Source organism: Aeromonas sp. CD (genome assembly GCF_033349375.1).
Lineage (GTDB): Bacteria > Pseudomonadota > Gammaproteobacteria > Enterobacterales > Aeromonadaceae > Aeromonas > Aeromonas hydrophila.
In genome coordinates this window covers 4,283,755-4,307,044 of sequence record NZ_CP137631.1, presented here as the reverse complement: position 1 = coordinate 4,307,044, position 23,290 = coordinate 4,283,755, and the positions used below count along the sequence as shown (strand labels likewise).

General features: G+C 62.1%; 23 protein-coding genes. 13 read left to right on the top strand and 10 right to left on the bottom strand.

All coding sequences use genetic code 11. The features are described from left to right. The first annotated feature begins 66 nt into the window (after positions 1-66). The 3 genes from treB to R2E40_RS20050 all read left to right on the top strand — a co-directional run bounded on the left by treB (position 67) and on the right by R2E40_RS20050 (position 3,837). Positions 67-1,497 carry a PTS trehalose transporter subunit IIBC gene (treB, locus tag R2E40_RS20060; RefSeq protein ID WP_042066915.1) on the top strand — a complete coding sequence of 477 codons (1,431 nt, stop codon included), beginning with the start codon at positions 67-69 and terminating at the stop codon, positions 1,495-1,497. Positions 1,498-1,566: 69 nt separating this feature from the next. Next, positions 1,567-3,228, top strand: coding sequence for an alpha,alpha-phosphotrehalase (treC, locus tag R2E40_RS20055; protein WP_318164229.1), 1,662 nt, complete (start codon positions 1,567-1,569; stop codon positions 3,226-3,228). 3 nt (positions 3,229-3,231) lie between these two features. Further along, a complete protein-coding gene (locus R2E40_RS20050; protein ID WP_318164228.1) occupies positions 3,232-3,837 on the top strand; it encodes a sugar O-acetyltransferase in 606 nt (201 codons plus the stop codon). Between the two features lie 119 nt (positions 3,838-3,956). Here R2E40_RS20050 and R2E40_RS20045 read toward each other — a convergent pair whose 3' ends face one another. Continuing rightward, positions 3,957-4,415 (bottom strand): Lrp/AsnC family transcriptional regulator, encoded by a 459-nt coding sequence (locus tag R2E40_RS20045; RefSeq protein ID WP_016352133.1) that lies wholly within the window; start codon positions 4,413-4,415, stop codon positions 3,957-3,959. 103 nt (positions 4,416-4,518) lie between these two features. On the opposite strand from R2E40_RS20045, the gene R2E40_RS20040 reads away from it, so the two are divergent. Next, the gene (locus R2E40_RS20040) at positions 4,519-5,385 is read left to right on the top strand and encodes an EamA family transporter (protein ID WP_318164227.1); all 867 of its coding nucleotides are present in this window, start codon (positions 4,519-4,521) and stop codon (positions 5,383-5,385) included. A 335-nt stretch (positions 5,386-5,720) separates the two neighbouring features. After that, positions 5,721-6,053, top strand: a complete 333-nt coding sequence (locus R2E40_RS20035) for a hypothetical protein (RefSeq protein ID WP_016352131.1) — start codon at positions 5,721-5,723, stop codon at positions 6,051-6,053. A 199-nt stretch (positions 6,054-6,252) separates the two neighbouring features. Here R2E40_RS20035 and R2E40_RS20030 read toward each other — a convergent pair whose 3' ends face one another. Further along, complete coding sequence (locus tag R2E40_RS20030; RefSeq protein ID WP_318164226.1) at positions 6,253-6,852, bottom strand: Yip1 family protein; 600 nt, start codon at positions 6,850-6,852, stop codon at positions 6,253-6,255. 410 nt (positions 6,853-7,262) lie between these two features. Between R2E40_RS20030 and coxB the strand changes: the two genes are divergently transcribed. Genes coxB through R2E40_RS20010 form a run of 4 tightly spaced genes read left to right on the top strand, consistent with a single transcriptional unit; the run spans position 7,263 to position 11,431 of the window. Then, positions 7,263-8,375, top strand: coding sequence for a cytochrome c oxidase subunit II (gene coxB, locus R2E40_RS20025; RefSeq protein WP_253627404.1), 1,113 nt, complete (start codon positions 7,263-7,265; stop codon positions 8,373-8,375). 9 nt (positions 8,376-8,384) lie between these two features. Then, a complete protein-coding gene (gene ctaD, locus R2E40_RS20020) occupies positions 8,385-9,983 on the top strand; it encodes a cytochrome c oxidase subunit I (RefSeq protein ID WP_318164225.1) in 1,599 nt (532 codons plus the stop codon). A gap of 9 nt (positions 9,984-9,992) precedes the next feature. Continuing rightward, positions 9,993-10,547 (top strand): cytochrome c oxidase assembly protein, encoded by a 555-nt coding sequence (locus tag R2E40_RS20015; RefSeq protein WP_318164224.1) that lies wholly within the window; start codon positions 9,993-9,995, stop codon positions 10,545-10,547. 2 nt (positions 10,548-10,549) lie between these two features. Continuing rightward, positions 10,550-11,431 (top strand): cytochrome c oxidase subunit 3, encoded by an 882-nt coding sequence (locus tag R2E40_RS20010; RefSeq protein WP_318164223.1) that lies wholly within the window; start codon positions 10,550-10,552, stop codon positions 11,429-11,431. A gap of 8 nt (positions 11,432-11,439) precedes the next feature. Here R2E40_RS20010 and R2E40_RS20005 read toward each other — a convergent pair whose 3' ends face one another. After that, complete coding sequence (locus R2E40_RS20005; protein ID WP_253627400.1) at positions 11,440-11,649, bottom strand: DUF2909 family protein; 210 nt, start codon at positions 11,647-11,649, stop codon at positions 11,440-11,442. A 73-nt stretch (positions 11,650-11,722) separates the two neighbouring features. On the opposite strand from R2E40_RS20005, the gene R2E40_RS20000 reads away from it, so the two are divergent. From R2E40_RS20000 to cyoE, 4 genes are read left to right on the top strand one after another with little or no spacing between them, the layout of a single operon-like run. Further along, complete coding sequence (locus tag R2E40_RS20000; RefSeq protein WP_318164222.1) at positions 11,723-12,421, top strand: SURF1 family protein; 699 nt, start codon at positions 11,723-11,725, stop codon at positions 12,419-12,421. Beyond that, positions 12,418-12,903: a hypothetical protein gene (locus R2E40_RS19995; RefSeq protein ID WP_318164221.1), complete on the top strand. Its 486-nt coding sequence runs from the start codon at positions 12,418-12,420 to the stop codon at positions 12,901-12,903. The genes R2E40_RS20000 and R2E40_RS19995 overlap by 4 nt, the downstream gene beginning before the upstream one ends. After that, entirely contained in the window at positions 12,900-13,910 is a 1,011-nt protein-coding gene (locus tag R2E40_RS19990) for a COX15/CtaA family protein (RefSeq protein WP_318164220.1), read from the top strand. Before R2E40_RS19995 ends, R2E40_RS19990 begins: the two co-directional genes overlap by 4 nt. Further along, entirely contained in the window at positions 13,907-14,812 is a 906-nt protein-coding gene (gene cyoE / locus R2E40_RS19985; protein ID WP_318164219.1) for a heme o synthase, read from the top strand. The genes R2E40_RS19990 and cyoE overlap by 4 nt, the downstream gene beginning before the upstream one ends. Positions 14,813-14,906: 94 nt before the next feature. Here cyoE and R2E40_RS19980 read toward each other — a convergent pair whose 3' ends face one another. From R2E40_RS19980 to nhaC, 7 genes are all read right to left on the bottom strand, one after another. After that, complete coding sequence (locus R2E40_RS19980) at positions 14,907-16,337, bottom strand: gamma-aminobutyraldehyde dehydrogenase (RefSeq protein WP_318164218.1); 1,431 nt, start codon at positions 16,335-16,337, stop codon at positions 14,907-14,909. A gap of 29 nt (positions 16,338-16,366) precedes the next feature. Then, positions 16,367-17,182 (bottom strand): ABC transporter permease, encoded by an 816-nt coding sequence (locus R2E40_RS19975; protein WP_019840685.1) that lies wholly within the window; start codon positions 17,180-17,182, stop codon positions 16,367-16,369. Between the two features lie 110 nt (positions 17,183-17,292). After that, on the bottom strand, positions 17,293-18,261 hold the full coding sequence (locus tag R2E40_RS19970) for an ABC transporter permease (RefSeq protein ID WP_024944801.1): 969 nt from the start codon (positions 18,259-18,261) through the stop codon (positions 17,293-17,295). Continuing rightward, positions 18,258-19,271, bottom strand: a complete 1,014-nt coding sequence (locus R2E40_RS19965; protein ID WP_318164217.1) for an ABC transporter ATP-binding protein — start codon at positions 19,269-19,271, stop codon at positions 18,258-18,260. Before R2E40_RS19965 ends, R2E40_RS19970 begins: the two co-directional genes overlap by 4 nt. Positions 19,272-19,343: 72 nt before the next feature. Beyond that, a complete protein-coding gene (locus tag R2E40_RS19960) occupies positions 19,344-20,489 on the bottom strand; it encodes an ABC transporter substrate-binding protein (RefSeq protein ID WP_318164216.1) in 1,146 nt (381 codons plus the stop codon). Between the two features lie 199 nt (positions 20,490-20,688). Further along, on the bottom strand, positions 20,689-21,612 hold the full coding sequence (locus R2E40_RS19955; RefSeq protein WP_318164215.1) for a LysR family transcriptional regulator: 924 nt from the start codon (positions 21,610-21,612) through the stop codon (positions 20,689-20,691). A gap of 106 nt (positions 21,613-21,718) precedes the next feature. Next, a complete protein-coding gene (gene nhaC, locus R2E40_RS19950) occupies positions 21,719-23,128 on the bottom strand; it encodes a Na+/H+ antiporter NhaC (protein WP_318164214.1) in 1,410 nt (469 codons plus the stop codon). Positions 23,129-23,290: the final 162 nt, after the last annotated feature.

Sequence of the window (23,290 nt, the reverse complement as noted above, 5' to 3'; positions counted from 1 at the left end):
GGGCCCACTGACTGGCCCAAAAGGGCGACGCAGACCAATATCAATGGAGTCACAGAGGGAAGGCTCATGTCCAAGATCAACGCACAACACCTGGCCACGCTCATCGACAAGATCGGTGGCAAGGAGAACATCGCCACCGTCAGCCACTGCCTGACCCGGCTGCGCTTCGTCCTGAACGATCCGGCCAAGGCCGACAGCAAGGCCATCGAAACCATCCCGGCGGTGAAGGGGAGCTTCACCCAGGGTGGCCAGTTCCAGGTGGTCATCGGCAACGAGGTGGAGCAGTGGTACAAGGCGCTGACCGAAGAGATCGGCGTCAGCGGCGGCAGCAAGGAGGCCGCCAAGCAGGCGGCGCGCCAGAACATGAATCCGCTGGAGCGGGGCATCTCCCATCTGGCGGAGATCTTCGTGCCGCTGCTGCCCGCCATCATCACCGGCGGTTTGATCCTGGGCTTTCGCAACGTCATCGGCGACATCAAGATGTTCGACGATGGCACTCATTCCCTCACCGAGATCAGCCAGTTCTGGGCGCAGGTGCATGCCTTCCTCTGGCTGCTGGGCGAGGCGATCTTCCACTTCCTGCCGGTGGGCGTCTGCTGGTCTGCGGTCAAGAAGATGGGCGGCTCCGAGATATTGGGTATCGTGCTCGGTATCACCCTGGTCTCCCCGCAACTGATGAACGCCTACGGCATCGGTCAGCAGACCCCAGAGGTGTGGGACTTCGGCCTGTTCGTCATCCAGAAGGTGGGTTATCAGGCGCAAGTCATTCCGGCCCTGCTGGCGGGGGTATTCCTGGCCTGGGTGGAGACCAACCTCAAGCGGATCATTCCGGCCTATCTCTATCTGGTGATTGTGCCCTTCATCTCCCTGCTGCTGGCGGTGATCGTGGCCCACGCCTTTATCGGCCCGTTCGGTCGCTGGCTGGGTGATGGCGTCGGTTTCGCTGCCAAGGCGGCCATGACAGGTTCGTTTGCCCCCATCGGTGCCGCCCTGTTCGGTTTCCTCTATGCGCCGCTGGTCATCACCGGCATCCACCACACCACCAACGCGGTGGATCTGCAGTTGATGCAGAGCATGGGTGGTACCCCGATCTGGCCGCTGATCGCCCTCTCCAACATTGCCCAGGCGTCTGCGGTCGTCGGCATCATTCTGATTAGCCGCAAGGAGAACGAACGGGAGATCTCGGTGCCTGCCGCCATCTCCGCCTACCTGGGGGTGACCGAGCCGGCCATGTACGGCATCAACCTCAAGTACAAGTTCCCCATGCTGTGCGCCATGGTGGGCTCCAGCCTTGCGGCCCTCATCTGCGGTTTCGCCGGGGTGATGGCCAACGGCATCGGGGTAGGGGGCCTACCGGGTATCCTCTCCATCCAGCCGCAATACTGGGCCATTTATTCCCTCGCCATGCTGGTGGCCATCGTAGTGCCTGTGGTGCTGACCCTGCTGGTTTACAAGCGCCAGCAGGCGGCCGGCAAGCTGGCCCAGGCCAGCGCCTGATCCCACGCATCAGGGCGACCCGCAGGGGGTCGCCCTCTCCCTTTTTCATTCGAGACAAGAGCAAGACCCATGAGCCAAACACCCTGGTGGCAGAGCGCCGTGATTTACCAGATTTACCCCAAGAGCTTTCAGGATTCCGCTGCCCGTGGCACCGGCGATCTCAAGGGGATCATGGCCCGCCTCGACTATCTCAAGACCCTCGGTGTCGATGCCCTCTGGCTGACTCCGGTGTACGTCTCCCCGCAGGTGGACAACGGCTACGACATCGCCGACTACCTTGCCATCGACCCCGCCTACGGCACCATGGCCGACTTCGAGGCGCTGCTGGCTGCCGCCCACGCGCGCGACATCCGCATCGTGATGGATATCGTAGTGAACCACACCTCCACCGAGCACGCCTGGTTCAAGTCGGCGCTGGGGGATAAAAACAGTCCCTACCGCGACTACTACATCTGGCGCGATCCGGTGGATGGCGGCGTGCCCAACAACTGGCAATCCAAGTTTGGCGGCAGTGCCTGGGAGCTAGATGACCTCACCGGTCAGTACTACCTGCACCTGTTTGCCCGCGAGCAGGCGGATCTCAACTGGGAGAACCCGGCGGTACGTGCCGAGGTGAAAAACATCATCCACTTCTGGGCCAAGAAGGGGGTGGACGGTTTCCGGCTCGACGTCATCAACCTCATCTCCAAGGATCAGGCGTTCCCGAACGACGAGATAGGCGATGGCCGCCGTTTCTACACCGACGGGCCGCGTATCCACGAGTTCTTGCAGGATGTGAGCCGCGACGTCTTTGCCCCGGTCGGCGCCATGACGGTGGGGGAGATGTCCTCTACTTCGCTGGAGCACTGCCAGCGTTACGGCGCGCTGGATGGCTCCGAGCTCTCCATGGTGTTCAACTTCCACCATCTGAAGGTGGATTACCCCAATGGCGACAAGTGGACGAAAGCACCGTTCGATTTCCTCGAACTCAAGCGCATCTTTAATCACTGGCAGAGCGGCATGCACGGCAAGGGGTGGTCGGCGCTGTTCTGGTGCAACCACGATCAGCCGCGCATCGTCTCCCGTTTCGGTGACGAGGGCGAGCATAGGGTGGTGGCCGCCAAGATGCTGGCCAGCACATTGCACGGCCTGCAAGGCACCCCCTACATCTATCAGGGGGAGGAGATCGGCATGACCAACCCCGGCTATCAGCGCATCGATGACTATCAGGATGTGGAGAGCCGCAACATCTTCGCCATCAAGCAGGCCGAAGGGATGAGCGAGGCCGAGATCCTGGCCATTCTCGGCGCCAAGTCCCGCGACAACTCGCGCACTCCGATGCAGTGGAGCGCCGCCCCCAACGCCGGCTTTACCAGCGGAACGCCCTGGCTCAAGCCCGCCGCCAACTACCCGGTAATCAACGCCGAGGCGGCGCTGGCCGACCAGCACTCGGTGTTCTGGCACTACCGGGATCTGATCCGCCTGCGCAAGACTCACCCCATCTTCAGCCAGGGGGATTATCAGGAGCTGCTGGCAGGGCAGCCGCAGATCTGGGCCTATGCCCGCCGTGCCAACGGCCAGACCCTTCTGGTGGTGAGCAACTTCTACGGCGAGCCGGCCACCTTCGCCCTGCCGGACGAACTGGCCACTGGCAAGGGGCGCCTGCTGCTTGGCAACTACCCAGATAGCCCGGGCCGACCGCAGTCCTGTATGCTGCGCCCTTATGAATCCCTGATCTGGCTGGTGGAGTAGGTGATGAGCGAGGTGACGACGAAGACGGCGGTGCGTGGTGCCGAGTGGCAGAAGATGGTAGCAGGGGAGCCTTATGATGCAGGCGACCCTGAACTGAAAGCGGCGCGCGAGCGCTGCCGCCGGCTCTATCACACCTTCAACACCAGCTGGCAGGAGAAACCGGCGCGGGATGCCCTGCTCCATGAACTGCTGGGTGGCCGTGGCAAAGCGTGTGCCATCAACCCGCCGTTTTTTTGCGACTATGGTGCCAACATCTTCGTGGGGGAGAACTTCTACGCCAACGTGGGCTGCACCATCCTCGATGTGTGCGAGGTACACATCGGCGACAACGTTCTGCTGGCGCCGGGGGTGCAGATCTACACCGCCGCTCATCCGGTGGCGGTGGCGCCGCGCATCAAGGGGGTGGAGTTCGGCAAGCCGGTACGGATCGGCCACAACGTCTGGATTGGCGGGAGTACAGTCATCTGCCCCGGCGTCACCATAGGGGACAACAGCGTCATCGGCGCGGGCTCGGTGGTGACCAAGGATGTGCCGGCGGGCGTGGTGGCGGCCGGCAACCCCTGCAAGGTGTTGCGGCCGATGACGGCGGAGGAGCTGGCGGCGGTCTGACCCAGCCGGGGCGGGCAATCCCGCCCCGGTTGATATCTGGCGGCGCGCTCAAAGGCGCCATCCTTCGTCTGATTTCTTCCCAAGGACGTGCCGGCCCGACCGGGCAGTGCGTTCTCACCTCAGGCAGGCAGCAAGGCTCCGCAGCGTTTGTGCTGTTTCATGACCACCAGGGTCTTGAAGCTGCGCACCTGCTCCCTGGCATGCAGCACCCGCCGGGTAAACAGGTCGTAGCTCTGCATGTCTCGTGCGGCGACCTGCAGCACGAAGTCCTGCTCCCCCGTGACGTACCAGAGGTCCATGACCTCCGGTTCCCCTTGCAGGCTGGCGATCATCTCATCGACGATGCGGCCGTGATCCCGCTCCAGCGTCACGAGCACCAGCATGGTGATGGGCCAGCCCATGGTGGCCGGTGCTACCAGTGCCACCTCCCGCTCGATGAGTTCCGCCTCCCGCAGCGCCCGCACGCGGCGGTAACAGGCCGGCGCCGAGAGGCCGACCCGGTGGGCCAGCTCGGGGATCGGCAGGCGGGCATCCTGCTGCAGTTCGGCGAGGATGAGCAGATCGAATTTGTCGGTCATGGGAAGAGAGATAAAAATTATCGAATAGAGCCAGTTTTAGACCGAAATTACGGTCGTCGCCAGATATATTTTACTTCTCATTGTCTGCTCAGGTTTGAACAAGATGCCGCCGAACACCACTGCTTTTTCCTCCCTGCTGGCGGTCATCCTCGCCATGCTGTCGATTACCCTCGGCGCCTCGCTGGCCAAGTCCCTGTTTCCCCTGATCGGGGCCGCCGGTACCACCTTGTTCCGGCTGGGATGCGCCGCCCTGCTCCTCTCGCTGGTGTTTCGCATCTGGCGAATGTCCCTCGATCGACGCACCCTGCTGGGGGCCATCCCCTATGGGCTGTCGCTGGGAGCAATGAATCTGCTGTTCTATCTGGCGATCGAGCTGATCCCCCTCGGCGTGGCGCTGGCCATCGAGTTCATCGGCCCCTTGACGGTGGCGCTGCTCGGCTCGCGCCATCGGGCAGACTTCCTCTGGCTGGCGCTGGCCATCGTCGGCCTGCTGTTGTTGCTGCCGCTGCGGGCGGCCGAACAGACCCTCGATCCGCTGGGGGCGGCGTTGGCGCTCGGGGCCGGGGTGTTCTGGGGGCTCTATATGCTGACCGGCAAGCGGGCCGGTGCCCTGCTGGGGGCGCAGGCGCCGGCGCTGGGCATGTGGGTGGGGGCCTTGCTGGTGCTGCCATTCGGCCTCGGTGGTGCGAGCGAGGCCACCTTCACCCTGCCCGTGGTGCTGACCATCGTGGGGGTAGGGCTGCTCTCCAGCGCGATCCCTTACTCCCTCGAGATGTTTGCCCTGCGCCGGCTGCCGCTCAAGAGCTACGGCATTCTGACCAGCGGTGAACCCGCCATGGGGGCCCTGATGGGGTTGCTGTTGCTGGGGGAACAGTTGCCTCCGGCCCAGTGGCTAGGGATAGCGGCGATCATCGTCGCCTCCATGGGCACCACCTGGCAAGGCGGGCGCCGGCGCACCGAGCCGGCGTGATCTGCCGGGCCCGTACGGTCGCTGTATTACCCTCATGACCCTGTCGGTGGGGGTCTGCTCTTCGCTGAACCCGGGATGCACAGCCACTTCAGATTTTTTGAACATCTAGGCCAGTTTATCTCGCTAACAATGGCGGGCCTGGATGTTTAATATTCACTCAACGCTTAGGCAGGAACGCCAAGCGGCCAAATAACTGGTCGTTCAAGGCTGTGGCACTCTCAAACAGGGTGCCGGATGTCGGTGAAAGAACAACACACTATTTGAATAACCTCTTGCAAGGATGCATTGATTCGGGCCCGTCGGCCCAGGCAATGACATAAAAACCAAGAGAGTGAATGAACATGAAAAACGTAATCAAGATGCTGGCCGTTGCAGGCCTGATGACCGCAGGTTTCGCCCAGGCTTCCGTTCCGGCTGACTTCAACGCCGCTCCGGGCGTGCTGTTTGTGAACTGGCACGCGACCGCCGCCGTCGAAGGCAAGGCCAACCCCATGCTGGAAGTGCGTGACGAGTCTGGCGACGTGGTTGCCTCCGTCCATGCCAACCTGATGGGCACCCAGCAAGTGCAGATCCCGAGCCGCACCCAGGGCAACCTGACCGTGAGCCTGGGTGATCAGAGCAGCGACTACCGCATCCCGTTCGGCATCGGCAGCGGCAAGCAGCGCTAATTATCGCTATCCCCCCGGTTGCTGATTAGCAATAACTGTGGTGTGAGGCAATGTCCTGATTGTCTGAGATTGCTCGCAGTCGCAGGCAATGCGGATGAGGGTGAGGGTGAGGGTGATGCCATTCCGCCAAATGACAAAGGCGCCGTAAAGGCGCCTTTGTCATTGCTGGTGATTCGCCGATGTTGCCGTGGTCAGGGTGCTATTGCGTAAATACGGGGCCAAAACCAGAACCCCACAAAATGGCCGTGGTCGCCAGTACGCAGACCAGCAGCACCAATCCTACCGTCACCACAGAGCTGGCATAGATAAACCCTTGTTCCTTGGGGATGTGCATCAGTATTGGCACGCCGATATAGAGCAGGTAGATGGAATAGCTCAATCCTATGAGACCAATGATCATGACAAACCAGAGGTGCGGGAAAAAGGCTGAGAAGCCAACCATAAACAACGGTGTAGAGGTATAGGCAGCCAGTTCGAGCGCCGTCGTATAGCTGGGATCAGAGCCAAAGGTGTGCCCCATCCAGTGAGCCAGATAGGCCAGTGCAAATACGCCAGCGATAAGCGCAATATACATGGCTACCGATAGCATGAACGCACTCTCTGCGGTCAGGGTTATGGGATCTCCGACACCAATACTCCAGCCGATGTGAACGGCGGAGTAGTAGGCACAAACCGAGGGGATAAGAGCCACGACAAGAATATGGACCAGACTGTTTCTGAAGCTGTCATGACCTTCGTCTATGGTATGCCATTCAGAGTGAGGATGGGCATACAGGCCCCATAAATGATTTAATATCATAGCGTTATTCCTTCTCTACTTTAGTTTGTGGATCGTCGTATCCCGTTTTACTCCTCAGGTACCTGGTTGGTATCACTGGGCGAGCCATTCCTATGCGGCTGCCACCGATAGTTTTAAATAAAGCTGCCCCTGCCCCCCTACGTCAAGGTCCCCATTTCCAATCCCTGCTGCTGGCGCGGTTTGCCATCGAGTGAGCCATGAGTTGATACAAACTGCTCTGATGAGTCCCAGAACGTCGACATCATTTTGGCTTTTTCACAATATGGACTAATACTTGTCTGTGAGAGTGTTTTTAATAAGTCTATTATTTTCAGGTGGTTAGGCCTTTTTTATGGGCGAAACTTGTGGTCCTTTCCAGCGTGCACAGGGAGTGCAAAGTGGGAAAAAGTGCGATCAGGCAAGGTGTGTGGATGATGTGCCTTACTGGCAAGAGTGTTTTCGCCAGCGAGATCACATTCAACATGACTCGAGGGGCGACGGCCATCAGCCAGCAGGTCTATGACCTGCACATGACCATCTTCTACATCTGCTGCCTGATCGGCTTGCTGGTGTTCGGCGCCATGCTCTGGTCCATCGTCCGTCATCGTAAATCCCGCGGTGCCAAGGCCGCCCAATTCCACGAGAGCACCCGTATCGAGCTGCTCTGGACTGCCATTCCCGTGTTGATCCTGGTGGCCATGGCGGTGCCCGCCACCTCGACCCTGCTGAAGATGGAAGACACCTCCAAGGCCGATCTGACCGTGCTGGTCACCGGCTCTCAATGGAAGTGGCATTACAAGTACCTCGAGCATCCGGTGGAGTTCTACTCCCTGCTGGCTACCAACAGGAAGCAGATAAAGGGTGAGCAGCCCAAAGGCGACCACTACTTGCTGGAGGTTGATCAGCCGCTGGTACTGCCCGTCGGCAAGAAGATCCGCTTCCTGATGACTTCGGACGATGTCATCCACTCCTGGTGGGTGCCCGCCTTCGCGGTGAAACGGGATGCCAACCCCGGCTACATCAATGAGTCCTGGACCCGGATAGACAAACCGGGCACCTACCGGGGGCAGTGCGCCGAGCTGTGCGGCAAGGATCATGGCTTCATGCCCATCGTCGTGGTGGCGAAATCCGCCGAGGAGTTTGATGGCTGGATTGCCAAGACCGCAGGGGAGCAGGCGGCCGCCAAGGCGCAGCAGCAAGATCTGGCGAGTCAGACCATGACCCTGCCCCAGGCCATGGAGATCGGCGAGAAAGTATTCCTCGGCCACTGCGCCGCCTGTCACCAGCCCGCCGGGACCGGGTTGCCCGGCATTTTCCCCGCCCTCAAGGGCAGCAAGGTCACCACTATGGCGGAAAATCGGAGCCATCATCTGGATCTGGTGCTCCATGGCAAGAGCGGGACGGCCATGCTCGGCTTTGGCAAGCAGCTCAGCCTGCAGGAGGTGGCCGCCGTGGTGACTTACGAGCGAAATGCCTGGGGCAACAATACCGGCGATGTGGTTCAGGCTGCCGAGGTGCAGTCCATCTTGAAACAGGACAAGTGAGGCGTCGGCATGAGTGATGGAATCATGGATACCCCGCACGGCGAGCGCGCCCATCAGCCAGCGACGGGTCTGAGGCGCTGGCTATATACAACGAATCACAAGGATATCGGCACCCTCTATCTGCTGTTCGCGCTGACCATGTTCTTCACCGGTGGCGCCATGGCCATGGTGATCCGGGCCGAGTTGTTCCAGCCCGGGCTGCAGCTGGTCGAGCCCCTGTTCTTCAACCAGATGACCACGGTGCACGGCCTCATCATGGTGTTTGGCGCCGTGATGCCGGCCTTTACCGGCCTCGCCAACTGGCTGATCCCCATGATGATAGGGGCGCCGGACATGGCGCTGCCCAGGATGAACAACTGGAGCTTCTGGATACTGCCGTTTGCCTTCCTGATCCTGCTGTCGAGCCTGTTCATGGAGGGCGGTGGCCCGAGCTCTGGCTGGACCTTCTATGCCCCCTTGTCGACCAAGTACAGTGGCAACAGCACGGCACTGTTTGTGTTCGCCATCCACATCATGGGGATCTCCTCCATCATGGGGGCTATCAATGTCATCGTGACCATCTTCAACCTGCGGGCGCCGGGTATGGACTGGATGAGGATGCCGCTGTTTGTCTGGACCTGGCTCATCACCGCCTTCCTGCTCATCGCCGTCATGCCGGTGCTGGCGGCGGCGGTGACCATGGTGCTGACGGACAAGTACTTCGGCACCAGTTTCTTCGATGCGGCCGGGGGCGGGGATCCCGTGATGTTCCAGCATATCTTCTGGTTCTTCGGCCACCCGGAGGTCTACATCATGATATTGCCGGCGTTCGGCATCGTCTCCAGCATCATCCCGACCTTTTCCCGCAAGAAGCTGTTTGGCTATCGATCCATGGTCTATGCCACCAGCAGCATAGCCCTGCTCTCCTTCATGGTGTGGGCCCACCACATGTTCACTACGGGGTTGCCGGTGGTGGCTGAGCTGTTCTTCATGTACACCACCATGCTGATCGCGGTGCCGACCGGGGTTAAGGTGTTTAACTGGGTCGCCACCATGTGGCGCGGTTCCCTGACCTTCGAGACCCCCATGCTGTTTGCCATCGCCTTCATCATCCTGTTCACCATAGGCGGCTTCTCGGGGCTGATGCTGGCCATGACGCCGGCAGATTTCCAATATCACGACACCTATTTCGTGGTGGCCCATTTCCATTATGTGCTGGTCACCGGCGCCGTCTTCTCGATCCTGGCTGCCGCTTACTACTGGCTGCCAAAATGGACAGGGCACAGGTATGACGAGCGGCTGGGGCAGTGGCATTTCTGGTGCTCCCTCATCTCGGTGAACATGTTGTTCTTCCCCATGCACTTCGTCGGACTGGCGGGTATGCCCCGCCGCATCCCGGACTACGCGCTGCAGTTTGCCGACTTCAACATGTTCATCAGCCTGGGGGGCTTCGCCTTCGGGTTGTCTCAACTGCTCTTCGTCTGGGGAGTGGTCAAGTGCATCCGGGGAGGGGAGCCGGCGGCGGATCGGGTGTGGGAGGGGGCCGAGGGGCTGGAGTGGACCCTGCCATCGCCGCCTCCCTATCACAGCTTCAAGGTTCCGCCCGAAATCCGGCCGGATGAGCACTAGGGAGGCCCCATGAACCAAGTCAATCATGGGCCGCTGCTCAGGAAGCTGGCCCTGATCATCGTCCTCATGTTCGGGTTCGCCTTCGCACTGGTGCCCCTGTACGACGTCTTTTGCAGGATCACCGGGCTCAATGGCAAGACGGCGGACCGGCCGGCCACGGTGGAGCGCACCGTGATAGATGACAAGCGGACCATACAGGTAGAGTTCCTGGCCCATGCCGACACCCAGATGCCCTGGCAGTTCAACGGGGAAACCCAGCGCCTGTCGGTGAAGCCCGGTGAGATGAGGCAGGTCAACTTCAAGGTGTTCAACCCGACGGACAGCACCATGGTGGGTCAGGCGGTTCCCTCTGTCTCCCCGGGCACTGCCGCCGCCTACCTGAAGAAGGTGGAGTGTTTCTGCTTCAACCGTCAGGAGCTGAAGGCGGGAGAGAGCAAGCTGATGCCGCTCAAGTTTTATATCGATCCTGCCCTGCCAGAAGACATCAATACCATCACACTCTCCTATTCCCTTTATGACATCACTCAGTCCAAGTCGACCCCGGCTCTTGCACAGAGGAAATAATCATGGCCAAGGTGAAGCAGAGTTATTATGTTCCGGAGCAGAGCCGCTGGCCCATCATAGGTGCCATGGCCCTGTTCCTGCTGGCCTTCGGGGCTGGTCACCTGGTCAACGAGGTCGCCAGCAAGCAGACGGGGATAGGTGGCTACCTGATGCTGGGGGGCGTCGCCCTGCTGGTTTTCATGTTGTTCGGCTGGTTCCGCCACATCATCCAGGAGTCCATGACCGGGCTCTACAGCGCCCAGATGGACAGATCCTTCAGACAGGGCATGGTCTGGTTCATCTTCTCCGAGGTGATGTTCTTCCTGGCTTTCTTCGCGGTGCTGTTCTATGCGCGGCAGTTGGCCATGCCCTGGCTGGATGGCGCCGGCAACAAGGCGATGACGGCGCAACTGCTCTGGCCGGACTTCTCGGCCCACTGGCCCATGCTCAAGACACCTGGCGGCACCATTACCCAGGCGATGCCCTGGCACGGCATTCCGCTCATCAACACCCTGATCTTGCTCAGCTCCTCCGTCACCCTGCTGTTCGCCCATACCGGCCTGGAGAACAATCAGCGTACTCGTCTCAAGTGGATGCTGTTCGCCACCCTGCTGCTGGGGGGAAGCTTTCTGTGGTTACAGGGTTATGAATACATACATGCCTATCGGGAGCTGGGACTGCGGCTGGATTCGGGGATCTATGGCAATACCTTCTTCATCCTGACCGGTTTCCACGGCCTGCACGTCACCCTGGGCACATTGTTTCTTGGCATCATCTGGCTACGTATCGTGCTGAGGGATCATTTCACCCCCGAGCGACATTTCGCCTTCCAGGCCGCAGCCTGGTACTGGCACTTCGTCGATGTGGTCTGGCTCTGTCTCTTCGTCTTCGTCTATCTGTTGTGAGGCCGGCTTCAGTAAGGACGGGGGTTGGGTTCCAGCCAGCCCATCGCCAGGGAGAGCAGCAGGATGACGACCACCAGCAGGGAGAAGAAGACCCGTCGACCCAGAGGGGCCGACATCCTCCTGGTCGCCTGATCCGTGGTCATCATCAGCCAGAGGGCGTGGAACAGCTGCCCTATGATGAGCAGCAACATGAGCACCAGCACTATCTTGATCAACATGTTAGGGCCTCGTGATATGCGTGAAGCGGTGACATGGCACAAGCAAGGACCACTCCATCGACGGCGCTGGCTGGTGCTGTTATTCACTCTGGGTGCCTCGGCCATTTTGTGCAAGCTGGCCCTCTGGCAATGGCAACGGGCAGCGGAGAAAGAGGCCTGGCTGCAGCAGGTGGCCGCGGCGCAGCAATCGGCGCCCCTGACGCTGGATAGGCTCGACTGGCGTGAACCGGAGCGGCTCGATGGTACCGTGCTGAGTGGGCAGGTGGTGTGGTTTCGGCCTTACATCTGGCTGCTGGACAATCAGGGGATGGAGGGGGAAATCGGTTATGACGTCATCATCCCGGTCCGGGCCGATGACGGCACGGCCTTGACCGGCACCGCTTCGTCGAAGGAACCCCTGCTCCTGGTCAATCTGGGTTGGATAGCGGCTCCGGTCAGTCGGGATCAGTTGCCCGCGCCCGCGATCCCGTCTGTGCTGGCACTGGATGGCCTACTGCGAATTAAGCCTGGTGGCCTGCTGCTCGGCCAGAACATAGAGAGCGGCCCTTATCCGAACCGGATCCAGTCCGTCAGGGTTGCCAGCCTGAGTGAACAGACCGGTTTGCCCCTCGCCGACGCCATTTTCTATCAAAAGAGTTCTCCGTTTCTCTACCACTACCAGCACAACGTCATGCCGCCCGAGAAGCACAGGGCCTATGCGTTGCAATGGCTGGGGCTGGCAATGGTGATGCTGGTGGGGGGGCTGGTGCTGACAAGGAGGGGCTCGTCATGAACGAATGGACTAGATGGAAGGTGCCGCTTGCCTTTGTGCTGGTGATCCTGCTGCCTGTATTGCTGGCGGCGCTGACCCTGCATCAGGGCTGGTATGAGGCCGGTACCCGCAGCAAGGGACAGTGGTTGCAGAGGGAGGTCTATCTGCTACCACCGCTCTCGACACATGAGAGTCAGTGGCGTCTGGTCTATCTGGAGCCTGAACGTTGTGAGGCTCTGTGCCAGCAGGTGCCTGCCCTGATGCAGCGGATCCAGAGCGCTCTGGGGCGCAATGGGGACAAGTTGGCACTAGTACCCCTCCCGTTGTCATCCCTTGGCACTGCCAAAGGATTGCAGGCGGATGAGTTGATGCTGGTAGATCCTCAGGGACTGGCCATATTGCACTACGAGGTACCGGACAACAGCAGTCAGTGGCCCCTGTTTGGCAAGGCGGTGCTGTCGGATCTGCAGCAACTGCTCAAGTTCCAGCGAGGTGTGCAATGAGACTGCAGAAGATATTGGCCTCGATCGCCATCGCACTGGCCGTGCTGGTCATTCTGCTCGGCGCCTATACCCGGCTTACCGATGCGGGGCTTGCCTGCCCCGACTGGCCAGGTTGTTACGGCTCCCTGGCCATTCCACAGCAAGCACATGCCGAACAGGCGACCCTGCTTTATCCAGATAGTCCACTTGAGCCTCACAAGGCCCGTAGCGAGATGGTACATCGTTATTTTGCCGGGGCCCTGGGTTGCCTCATCACGACCCTGTTTGTTCTGAGCTGGCGTGCTGGTGGCCGCCTGCGTTTTCTCTCGGGGGCGCTACTGGTATTGGTAATCGGGCAGGCGGCGCTTGGCATGTGGACCGTGACCCTGGCACTGCACCCCCTGGTGGTGACGACACACCTGCTCAGTGGCTTTGCGATCCTGACCCTGCTGTGGCTCTATCGCAGCGAGTTGGGGCAAGCCCGCCAAGCCATCGTCTGTGGCCAGGGGCTCACCTGGCTGGGCACTCTCGCCTGCGGCATGCTCTTGATCCAGATTGCCCTGGGAGGCTGGACCTCATCCAACTATGCTGCCATGGCCTGCGCCGAGCTGCCGGTTTGTCAGGCCGGTTGGCAGGACCAACTGGCGTGGGAGGAGGCCTTCCATCTGCCCCTCGGCCATGCCAGCTACGAGTTCGGAGTGATGGGCAAGGAGGCGCGCCAGACCATTCATATCGCCCATCGACTGGGGGCTCTGGCCGCGGCCCTGCTGGTGGGAGGCTTCGCACTGGGCCTGATCCGTCATGGAGGGCCGATGCGAGCGTTCGGATCTCTGCTCCTCACCCTGCTGCTGGTTCAGATAGCTCTGGGACTGGCCAATGTGCACCTCGCCCTGCCTCTGGCCAACGCGCTCGCCCATAACTTGGTGGGGGCGCACCTGCTGGTGGTGTGTGTGCTGGCTCGTCGGCACCTCTCCCACGCCGCCACCTCCCCCTCGTTGTCGCCTCTGGCGATCCGGAGCCGGATATGAACGACAAGTCGCTGGCGCAGCTATTCGATCTCCCGTTGCTACAGGACTACTACCAGCTGACCAAGCCGAAAGTGGTGGCCCTGCTGCTGCTGACGGCCTGGGTCGGCATGCTGTTGGCCGAGCCGACGATCGCCTCCCTGGATAACATGGTGCTGGGGCTGGCGGGGATAGGGTTGCTGGCTTCGGCCGCGGCGGCCATGAATCACAGCCTGGATAGCAGTATCGACGCCCAGATGCGCAGGACGCGTTGGCGCCCGGTGGCGAGGGGGCGGATCAGTACTCGGGCTGCCATGATTTTCGCGCTATGGTTGGCGGCTTCTGGATTTGTGCTGCTCTATTGGGGGGTGAATCCTCTGACCGCCTGGCTGACCCTGGCCAGCCTGTTTGGTTATGCCATCGTCTATACCCTGCTGCTGAAGAAGGCTACCCCTCAAAACATCGTCATCGGCGGGCTGGCAGGGGCCATGCCACCGTTGCTGGGGTGGATCAGCATCACGGGGCAGCTCTCGGCCGAGCCCTGGTTGCTGGTGATGATCATCTTCACCTGGACTCCCCCACATTTCTGGTCCCTGGCAATCCACCGGCGCGATGAGTATGCCGGCGCCAATATTCCCATGCTGCCGGTCACCCATGGCATCGAGTTCACCAAGACAGCCATCCTGTTTTATCTGCTGATGCTGACCCTGATCTGCCTGTTGCCCTACCTGATCGGCATGTCGGGGCTGATCTATCTGGTCGGCAGCCTGGGGTTGAACCTCGGGTTCTGCTGGCATGGCTGGCTGCTGAAGCATGGGGAGCGGCCCGGTCAGGCGATGCGCACCTTCCGTTTCTCCATCTACCACCTGATGCTGCTGTTTGGTCTGCTGCTTCTGGATCACCACTGGTTATGGCGGCTGTCATAAGGAAAGGAGGGCTTGGGGGCTAAGGCCAGAGAAGAAGGGAGGGCAGGAGAGTGGCAATGCAGCGAGGCTGGCCCTTGGGCCAGCCTTGCTACTTTCAGAGCTTGACCATGATATGGCGCGGCACCGTGTAGTCCTCCAGCGCGTAGAGGGAGAGATCCTTGCCGTAGCCGGACATCTTCATGCCGCCGTGGGGCATCTCGGAGGTGAGCATGAAGTGGGTGTTGATCCAGGTGCAGCCGTACTGCAGGTGGCTGGCCACCTTGCTGGCAAGGCCGAGATCCCGTGTCCAGACCGAACTGGCGAGGCCGTAGTCCGAGTCGTTGGCCCACTGCACCACCTGCTCCGCGTCGCTGAAGCGGGTCACCGACACCACCGGGCCGAACACCTCCCGGCGCACGATCTCATCCTCCTGACGGGCATGGGCGATCAGGGTCGGCTCGAAGAAGAAGCCGTTGCCGGCGCGGATCTTGCCCCCTGCCGTCACCTCCACGTGGCCGCTGCTCTGGGCCCGCTCCACGAAGCTGGCCACCCGGTTGCGCTGCCGGTCCGAGATGAGCGGCCCCATCTCCACCCCCTCCTCGCGCTGGCCCCCCACCTTGATGGAGGCCACTGCCTCGGTCATGGCAGCGACGAACTTGTCGTAGATCTTGCCCTGGGCGTAGATGCGGCAGGCGGCGGTGCAATCCTGGCCGGCGTTGTAGAAGCCGAAGGTGCGAATGCCCGCCACCACGGCCTCCAGATCCGCGTCATCGAAGATGATGACCGGCGCCTTGCCCCCCAGCTCAAGGTGGGTGCGCTTCATGGTGCGGGCGGCGCTTTGCAGGATCTTCTGGCCGGTGGCGATGTCACCGGTGAGCGACACCATGCGCACCAGCGGGTGCTCTACCAGCGGCGCCCCCACGCTCTCGCCCCGGCCGCAGACGATGTTGATGACGCCGCGGGGGAAGAGCTCGCTGGCGAGTTCCGCCAGGCGCAGGGCGGTGAGGGGGGTCTGCTCGGAGGGCTTGAGCACCACCGTATTGCCGGCGGCGAGCACCGGGGCCATCTTCCAGGCCGCCATCATCAACGGATAGTTCCAGGGGGCGATACTGCCCACCACGCCGATGGGGTCGCGGCGGATCATGCTGGTGTGCCCCTCGATATACTCCCCCGCCAGCGGCCCCTGCAGGCAGCGGGCGGCCCCGGCGAAGAAGCGGAAGCAGTCTACCACCGCCGGCAGCTCGTCATTGAGCACCGCCAGATAGGGTTTGCCGCAATTGAGGGATTCGAGGGCCGCGAACTCCTCGGCGTGGCGCTCGATGGCATCGGCCAGGCGCAGCAGCAGGGTACTGCGCTGGGCCGGGGTGGTGCGGCTCCACTGGGCGAAGGCGCGCTGGGCGCCGTTCACCGCCCGGTTCACCTGCTCGAACGAGGCTTCTGGCACCGAGGCGAGAAGCTCTCCGGTGGCCGGGTTGAGAATGGGCTCGGCCTGGCCGTCACCGGTGACGAACTGGCCGTCGATCAAGAGTTGGGTTGAGAGTTTCATGGTTGCATCCTTGCGCACGCGTTGAGTCGTTATTTGCCACTGCCGGCGACGTCCTGGCCGTCGCGGGTGAGGTAGTAGGCAAGCAGAATGGGAATGGTGGTGAAGGCCACTATGATGAGCGCCACCACGTTGGTGACCGGCCTGTCCCGTGGCCGGATCAGCTCCTGATACATCCAGATCGGCAGCGTGGTCTGCTGGCCGGCGGTGAAGGTGGTGACGATCACCTCGTCAAAGCTGAGGGCGAACGCCAGCATGCCCCCCGCCAGCAGCGCGGTGGCGAGGTTGGGCAGGATCACGTAGCGCAGGGTCTGGAAGCCGTCGGCACCGAGGTCCATGGACGCCTCGATGAGGCTCTGGTTGGTGCGGCGAAAGCGCGCCAGGGCATTGTTGTAGACGACCACCACGCAGAAGGTGGCGTGACCGATGACGATGGTCCAGAAGCTGAAGGGGATCTCCATCACCCCGTAAGCGGAGCGCAGCGCGATGCCGGTGACGATGCCGGGCAGGGCGATGGGCAGCACCAGCAAGAGCGACACCACCTCCTGGCCGAAGAAGCGGCTGCGGGCGATGGCCCCCGCCGCCAGGGTGCCGAGTACCATGGCGGCCAGCGTTGCCAGTCCCGCTACCTCCAGCGACAGCTGGATGGCGCGCCACACGTCGGGGCGATTGAGGGTTACCTCGAACCACTTGAGGGTGAGGCCGGGGGGCGGAAACTGGTAACTCTTGCTCTCGCTGGTGAAGGCGTAGAGGAAGATAAACAGGATCGGAAAGTGCAGGAACAAGAGACCGCCGATGGCCGCGTACTTGAGCAGGCCGGAGGGTTGGCTGCCGTGGTCCCGTTTCATGGAGGTATTAGAGCGCATCGAAAGCCCCCAGACGTTTCGCTGTCGTCAGGTGAATAGCCATGATCAGGATGGGCACCCGCGAACTCGTGTGGATGAGTGACATATGGGTATCAAAGCGCATCGAAAGCTCCCAAGCGTTTCGCGATGGTGAGGTAGATGGCGATGATGAGGATCGGCACCAGCGAGAAGGCGGCGGCGAAGGGCAGGTTGCCCGCCGTGCCCTGCTGCATGTAGACCACCTGACCTATGTACATGGTGGAGTTGCCTATGATGCCGGGGATGATGTAGTCCCCCAGCGTCAGGGAGAAGGTGAAGATGGAGCCCGCCACCACGCCGGGCAGGGCCAGCGGCAGGATCAGGGTGCGAAAGGTCTGGGCCGGGGTGGCGCCGAGATCGCCGCTCGCCTCCAGCAAGGAGCGCGGGATCCGCTCCACCGCCGCCTGGATGGGCAGGATCATGAAAGGCAGCCAGACGTAGACGAACACGATGAAGGTGCCGATGCGCGAGAACGAGAGCGACGGCCCCCCGATCACCGGCAGCGAGAGGATGGCGTCCAGCAGCCAGTCCAGTCCCAGGGTGTCTGCCAGCCAGCTGATGACCCCCTCCTTGGCCAGGATCAGCTTCCAGGCATAGACCCGCACCAGATAACTGGACCAGAGCGGCAGCATGATGCCGACGTAGAACAGGGCCCGGGTCTTGCCGCTGGTGTAGCGCGCCATGTAGTAGGCCACCGGAAAGCCGAGCAGGGCGCAGGCCAGGGTCACCAGCAGCGACATGCCGACGGTGCGCAGGATCACGTCCAGGTTCTCCGCCCGCAGCAGGGCGACGAAGTTCTGCAGCCCCAGTTCGTGGCGGATCTGGCCGCTGAACTCGTCCAGCCCGAAGAAGGCGTTGGAGAGCAGCATCAGCAGGGAACCGACATAGATGATGCCGAGCCAGAGCAGGGGCGGTCCGAGCAGGATGGCCAGCAGCAGACCTGGCCGCCCGTAGAGCAGGGTGGAGAGGCGCCGCAGCGGCCGATAGGAGAGGGGGGCAGTGGGTTGGCTCATGGCTAGGCTCGCACTGTGGGGGGCGCTCATGGTTGAGCTCCCAGAGGGGCGGTGTGCAGGCGATGGATCGCCTGCTCCGGCCAGCTGAGGCTGACCCGGGCGCCACGGGGCAGGCGGGCCTGGCCCTCGTTGGGGTGGTTGACGATAAGCTCGAGCTGCTCGCCAAGATCGACCCGGTAGCGCACGAAGGGGCCGAGGTACTCCACCTCGCGCACCTCCCCTGACCAGCCCGGTGTGCCGGCCTCGGTGAGCCGGATCCGCTCCGGACGCACCATCATCTGCTGAGCATCGCCGCACAGACGGCGGGCCTGCTCCCCCTCGAACAGGTTGACGGTGCCGACGAAGCGCGCGACGAAGGGGGTGGCGGGGGCGTCGTAGATGGTATCCGGCGCGGCTATCTGCTCGATCTTGCCCTGATTGAAGATGCAGATGCGGTCGCTCATGGAGAGCGCCTCCTGCTGATCGTGGGTGACGAAGATGAAGGTGATGCCGAGCTGGCGCTGCAAGGCTTTCAGTTCGAGCTGCATCTGCTCGCGCAGCTTGAGGTCGAGCGCCCCGAGCGGTTCGTCCAGCAGCAGGATGCGCGGCTGGTTGATCAGTGCCCGGGCGATGGCGATGCGCTGGCGCTGGCCGCCGGAGAGCTGGCCCGGCTTGCGGTTGCCGACGCCTGGCAGGCGCACCAGCTCCAGCATCTCGTCCACCTTGCAGTAACGCTCCGCCTTGGTGACGCCCTTGAGCATCAGGCCGTAGCCGATGTTGTCGCGCACATCCATGTTGGGAAACAGGGCGTAGTCCTGAAACACGGTATTGAGGTTGCGATCGTAGGGGGGCACGGTGGAGCAGGGCTCGCCGAACAGCCGGATCTCCCCCTCGCTCGGGTATTCGAAGCCCGCGATCATCCGCAGGCAGGTGGTCTTGCCGGAACCGCTCGGCCCCAGCAGGGTGAAAAACTCGCCGGCCGGGATCTGGAAGGAGATGTCGTCGACCGCCTTCACCTCGCCATAGTGGCGGCTGACCCGGTCAAATTGTACGGCATTCATGGGGCGTCCTTGTCTGTGTGGGAAGCGGGCCGGACTCCTGTCCGGCCCCATATCGGCATTTACTGAGGCACCTCAGCGACCACCCAGGATGGCGATATAGTCCGAGACCCAGCGGTAGTAAGGCACGCAGGTTCCCTGGCTCTTGCACTGGGTGACGGGGGTACGCCAGAAGTGCACTCGATCGAAGTTGTCGATGCCGTTGGTCTTGCACCCCTCTTTCCCGAGCAGGGCATTGCCCTCGCAGGCGGCTGGCACCACGGGTACGGAGCCGAACCAGGAGGCGAGATCCCCCTGCAGCTTGTTGTTGAGGGAGTGCTCCAGCCACTGATAGGCACAGGTGAGGTTCTTCGCCTCGCTGTGCACCATGCTGGTGTCGGCCCAGCCGGTGACGCCCTCCTTGGGCACCGTCGTGGCGATGGGCTGCTTGTCGGCAGTCAGGGTATTGGCCTGGAATGGCCAGGAGCCGGAGGCCACCACCCCCTCGTTCTTGAAGTCGTCGATCTGGACGAAGGCGTCGTGCCAGTAGCGCCCCACCAGCTGACGCTGCTGGCGCAAGAGGTCGAGGGCTGCTTTGTACTGATCCTCGTTCAGTTCGTAAGGATCCTTGATGCCGAGTGCCGGCTGGTGGCTCATCAGATAGAGGGCGGCATCGGCGATGTGGATCGGGCCGTCGAACGCCTGCACTCGCCCCTTGTTGGACTTGCCGTCCGGCAGGGTCTGCTCTTCGAACACCACGCTCCAGGAGTCGGGCGCCTTGGGGAACACCTTGGTGTTGTACATCAAGATGTTGCCGCCCCACTGGTAGGGCACGCCGTAGTGCTTGCCATCCACCGTGTGCCAAGGGGCATTCTGCAGGCGGGGGTTTATCTTGCCGTAGCTCGGGATGAGCGCCAGGTTGAGCGCCTGCACCTTGCCGCCAGCGATGAGGCGCAGGCTGGCGTCACCGGAGGCGGCCACCAGATCGAAGCCCCCCTCGTTCATCAGCGCCACCATCTCGTCCGAGGTGGCCGCCGTCTTGACGTTGACTTTGCAGCCGGTCTCTTTTTCGAAGCCGGTGACCCAGTCGTAGTTCTTGTCGGTCTCGCCGCGCTCCACGTAGCCGGCCCAGGCCACGATGTTGAGCTGGCCTTCACCCTTGCCGAGGGTGGTGGGGACAGCCTGAGTCTGGCCTGCCAGCAGGGCGGGGATCAGGGCCAGGGTGAGGGGGGTCAGTTTCATCTTGCTCTCCTTGCTGGGGCGGGCATGGTTGTGATGCCATGCTGACAATTAACATCTTGTTAACCAGTCATGAGCGTAGGAGAAGCCGTGAGCAATGAGAATTTCAATTTTTAACGCCAGAGGTATCTGCTAAATCGATATCGAGTGCAGATGAATCTGAATTTCTGCGGCAGATGCCACGACAGTGCCGGGGGCAGGCTCAGCGGGCGAGGGGCTGACGGGTCCGCAGCCGGCTCTGATCCCGCACTATGTCGATGAACTCGCGGGCGGTCCACTCCAGCCGCGAGCCTCGCCGCCACACCAGGCCGATGTCGATGGCGGGGATGGGCTCCTTGATGGCGCGGGCCTCGACCCGCTCCTGCTCCAGCGACCAGGGGCGGTAGGCAAAGTCCGGCAGCAGGGCGAGCCCGAGCTGGCTCGCCACCAGGCTGCGCACCGCTTCCACCGAGGCGGTACGCAGCACGATGCGTGGCGCTATGCCGTAGCGGCGCAGGCCGCCACCGATGATCTGGTCCAGCTGGTCGGCGGTGAGCGAGATCATGGGCTCCTCGCCGAGCGCCTTGAGGGAGAGGGTCGACTCGGCGCAGAGCGGGTGGTTGGCGGCGAGCCAGACCCGCAGCGGCGAGCGGGTCAGCAGCTCGGTATCGAACGCCTCCTGGCGGATGGTGCGGTTGGTCATCAGGATCCCCACATCCACCTCGCCATTGACGATCTGGTGCTCGAGATAGGGCTGCTCGTCCTCCTTCACCTCGATCTGCACCGCCGGGAAGGCGCGGCGAAAGCGGCCGAGCGCCTCCGACAGGTAGTAGCCGGCCACCAGCGTGGTCACGCCTATGGTGAGCCGCCCCTGATCCTGCTGGGCCACCGCCTTGAGGGACTGGCCGGCTTCGGTCATGGCGCCGAGGATGCGACGGGCGTGCAGCAGAAACTGGTGACCCTGGGTGGTGAGGCTGACGCCGCGTGGATTGCGCTCGAACAGGGCGGCGCCGAGCTCGGTCTCCAGCTCGCGGATGGCGCTGGTGACCGCCGACTGGGAAATGTGCAGCTCGGCGGCGGCGCGGCTGACCGAGAAGCTGTCGGCCACCGCCACGAAATAGCGGATCTGGCGAAAGGTGAAGTTCATCTGGGCGTCCTGCCGCGAGTGATCAAGGTGACTGCCAGCTTACCCTCGAATCGCGGCCAGACAAAAGGCGCCGTGCTGGCGCCTTTTGTCATGGTTTTTCCGGCGGTTAGCGGGAGCTGGCCGCCTCGATCACCGGGATCCGGTTCACCGCCTTGCCGAGATAGGCGAGGGTGATGGTCACGATGATGCAGGTGAAGCTGAGCCACATGTAGGGCAGGTAGTCGAGGGTCGCCACCCCCAGTACCCCGGCCATGAAGATGCCGTTGTCGCTCCAGGGCACCATGCCGCAGGTGAGGGTGCCGCCGAACTCGGCGTTGCGGGAGAGGTTCTTGCGTGCCAGTCCCAGCCGGTCGTAGTTCTTGGCCATGATCTTGGGGGTCAGGATCAGCGACACATACATGGCCGAGCCGAACACGTTGGCCAGAAACGCGGTGCCGATGGTGTGGCTGGTCAGGCTGCCGACGCTATTGATGCGCTTCTCGAAGGCGCTGGCGATGACTTCCAGAATGCCGACCTTCTCCAGCAGGCCGCCAAACCCCAAACCGAAGATGATGACCGCGACCGAGCCCAGCATGGACTCCATGCCACCGCGGCCCAGGATGTTGTCGATGAAGTCGACGCCGGAGGTGATGGCAAACGGGCTGTAGGCGGAGTGCATCGCCTTGACCGGGTCCATGTCCTGGAACAGGATGGCCCAGATCAGACCAAGCAGGGCACCGAAGCTGATCACCGGGAAGGCGGGTTTGCGGTTGGCCAGCAGGCCCAGCACCAGCACCACCGGGACTATGGCCAGCGGGGTGATGTTGAACTGCTTGTCGAGCGCCTCCATCACCAGGTTGACCTGCTCCAGGCTGACGTTGCCGGAGTACTGCATGCCGACCACGGTGAACAGGGCGGCGGTGATGACATAGGAGAACAGGCTGATGGGTAGCATCCCCTTGATGTGTTCCATCACGTCGACGTTGGACATGGTCGAGGCCAGCACCACGGAGTCTGAGAGCGGGGAGAGCTTGTCACCGAAGTAGACGCCGGAGAGCACGGCTCCCGCCACCAGCGGCGCGGGCACGCCGAGGCTGTGGCCGATCCCCATCATGGCGATGCCGGCAGTGGCAGCCGAGCCCCAGGAGGTGCCGGTGGCCAGCGAGGTCAGCGAACAGATGATCAGGGTGGCCAACAGGAAGATGGACGGGTGAATCACCTTGAGGCCGAAGTAGATGATGCTGGGGACAATGCCGCCGGCAATCCAGGTGCCCACCAGAGCACCGACGGAGACCAGGATCAGGATGGCCCCCATCCCCTTGGCGACGCCGTCGACGGCCGCCTGCTCCAGGGATTTGTAGTCATGACCAAGCTTGATGCCAAGCCCCATGATGACGAACCAGGCGATGAACAGTGCCAACTGGATTGGCAGGTCGAGCACGCTGGTGAAGGAGAAGGCCAGGGCCAGGAAAATGGCCAGGCAGGCAAACACCTGCGACATGCCTGGCAATCGGATGTGGTTTTGTTGGTTTTGCATAGATACTTCCTAAACTCTTGCTCGCCAAGGTCAGTCCCTCTCGTCCTGTGGATACACGTATCCCGAGGGGCCCACCCAAAAAGAGGCCGCAATCTACCACAAACCTGGGGGGGCAAATCCCAACTGATTTAGCAAAAATGCAGTTTTGATTGAAAAACTTAC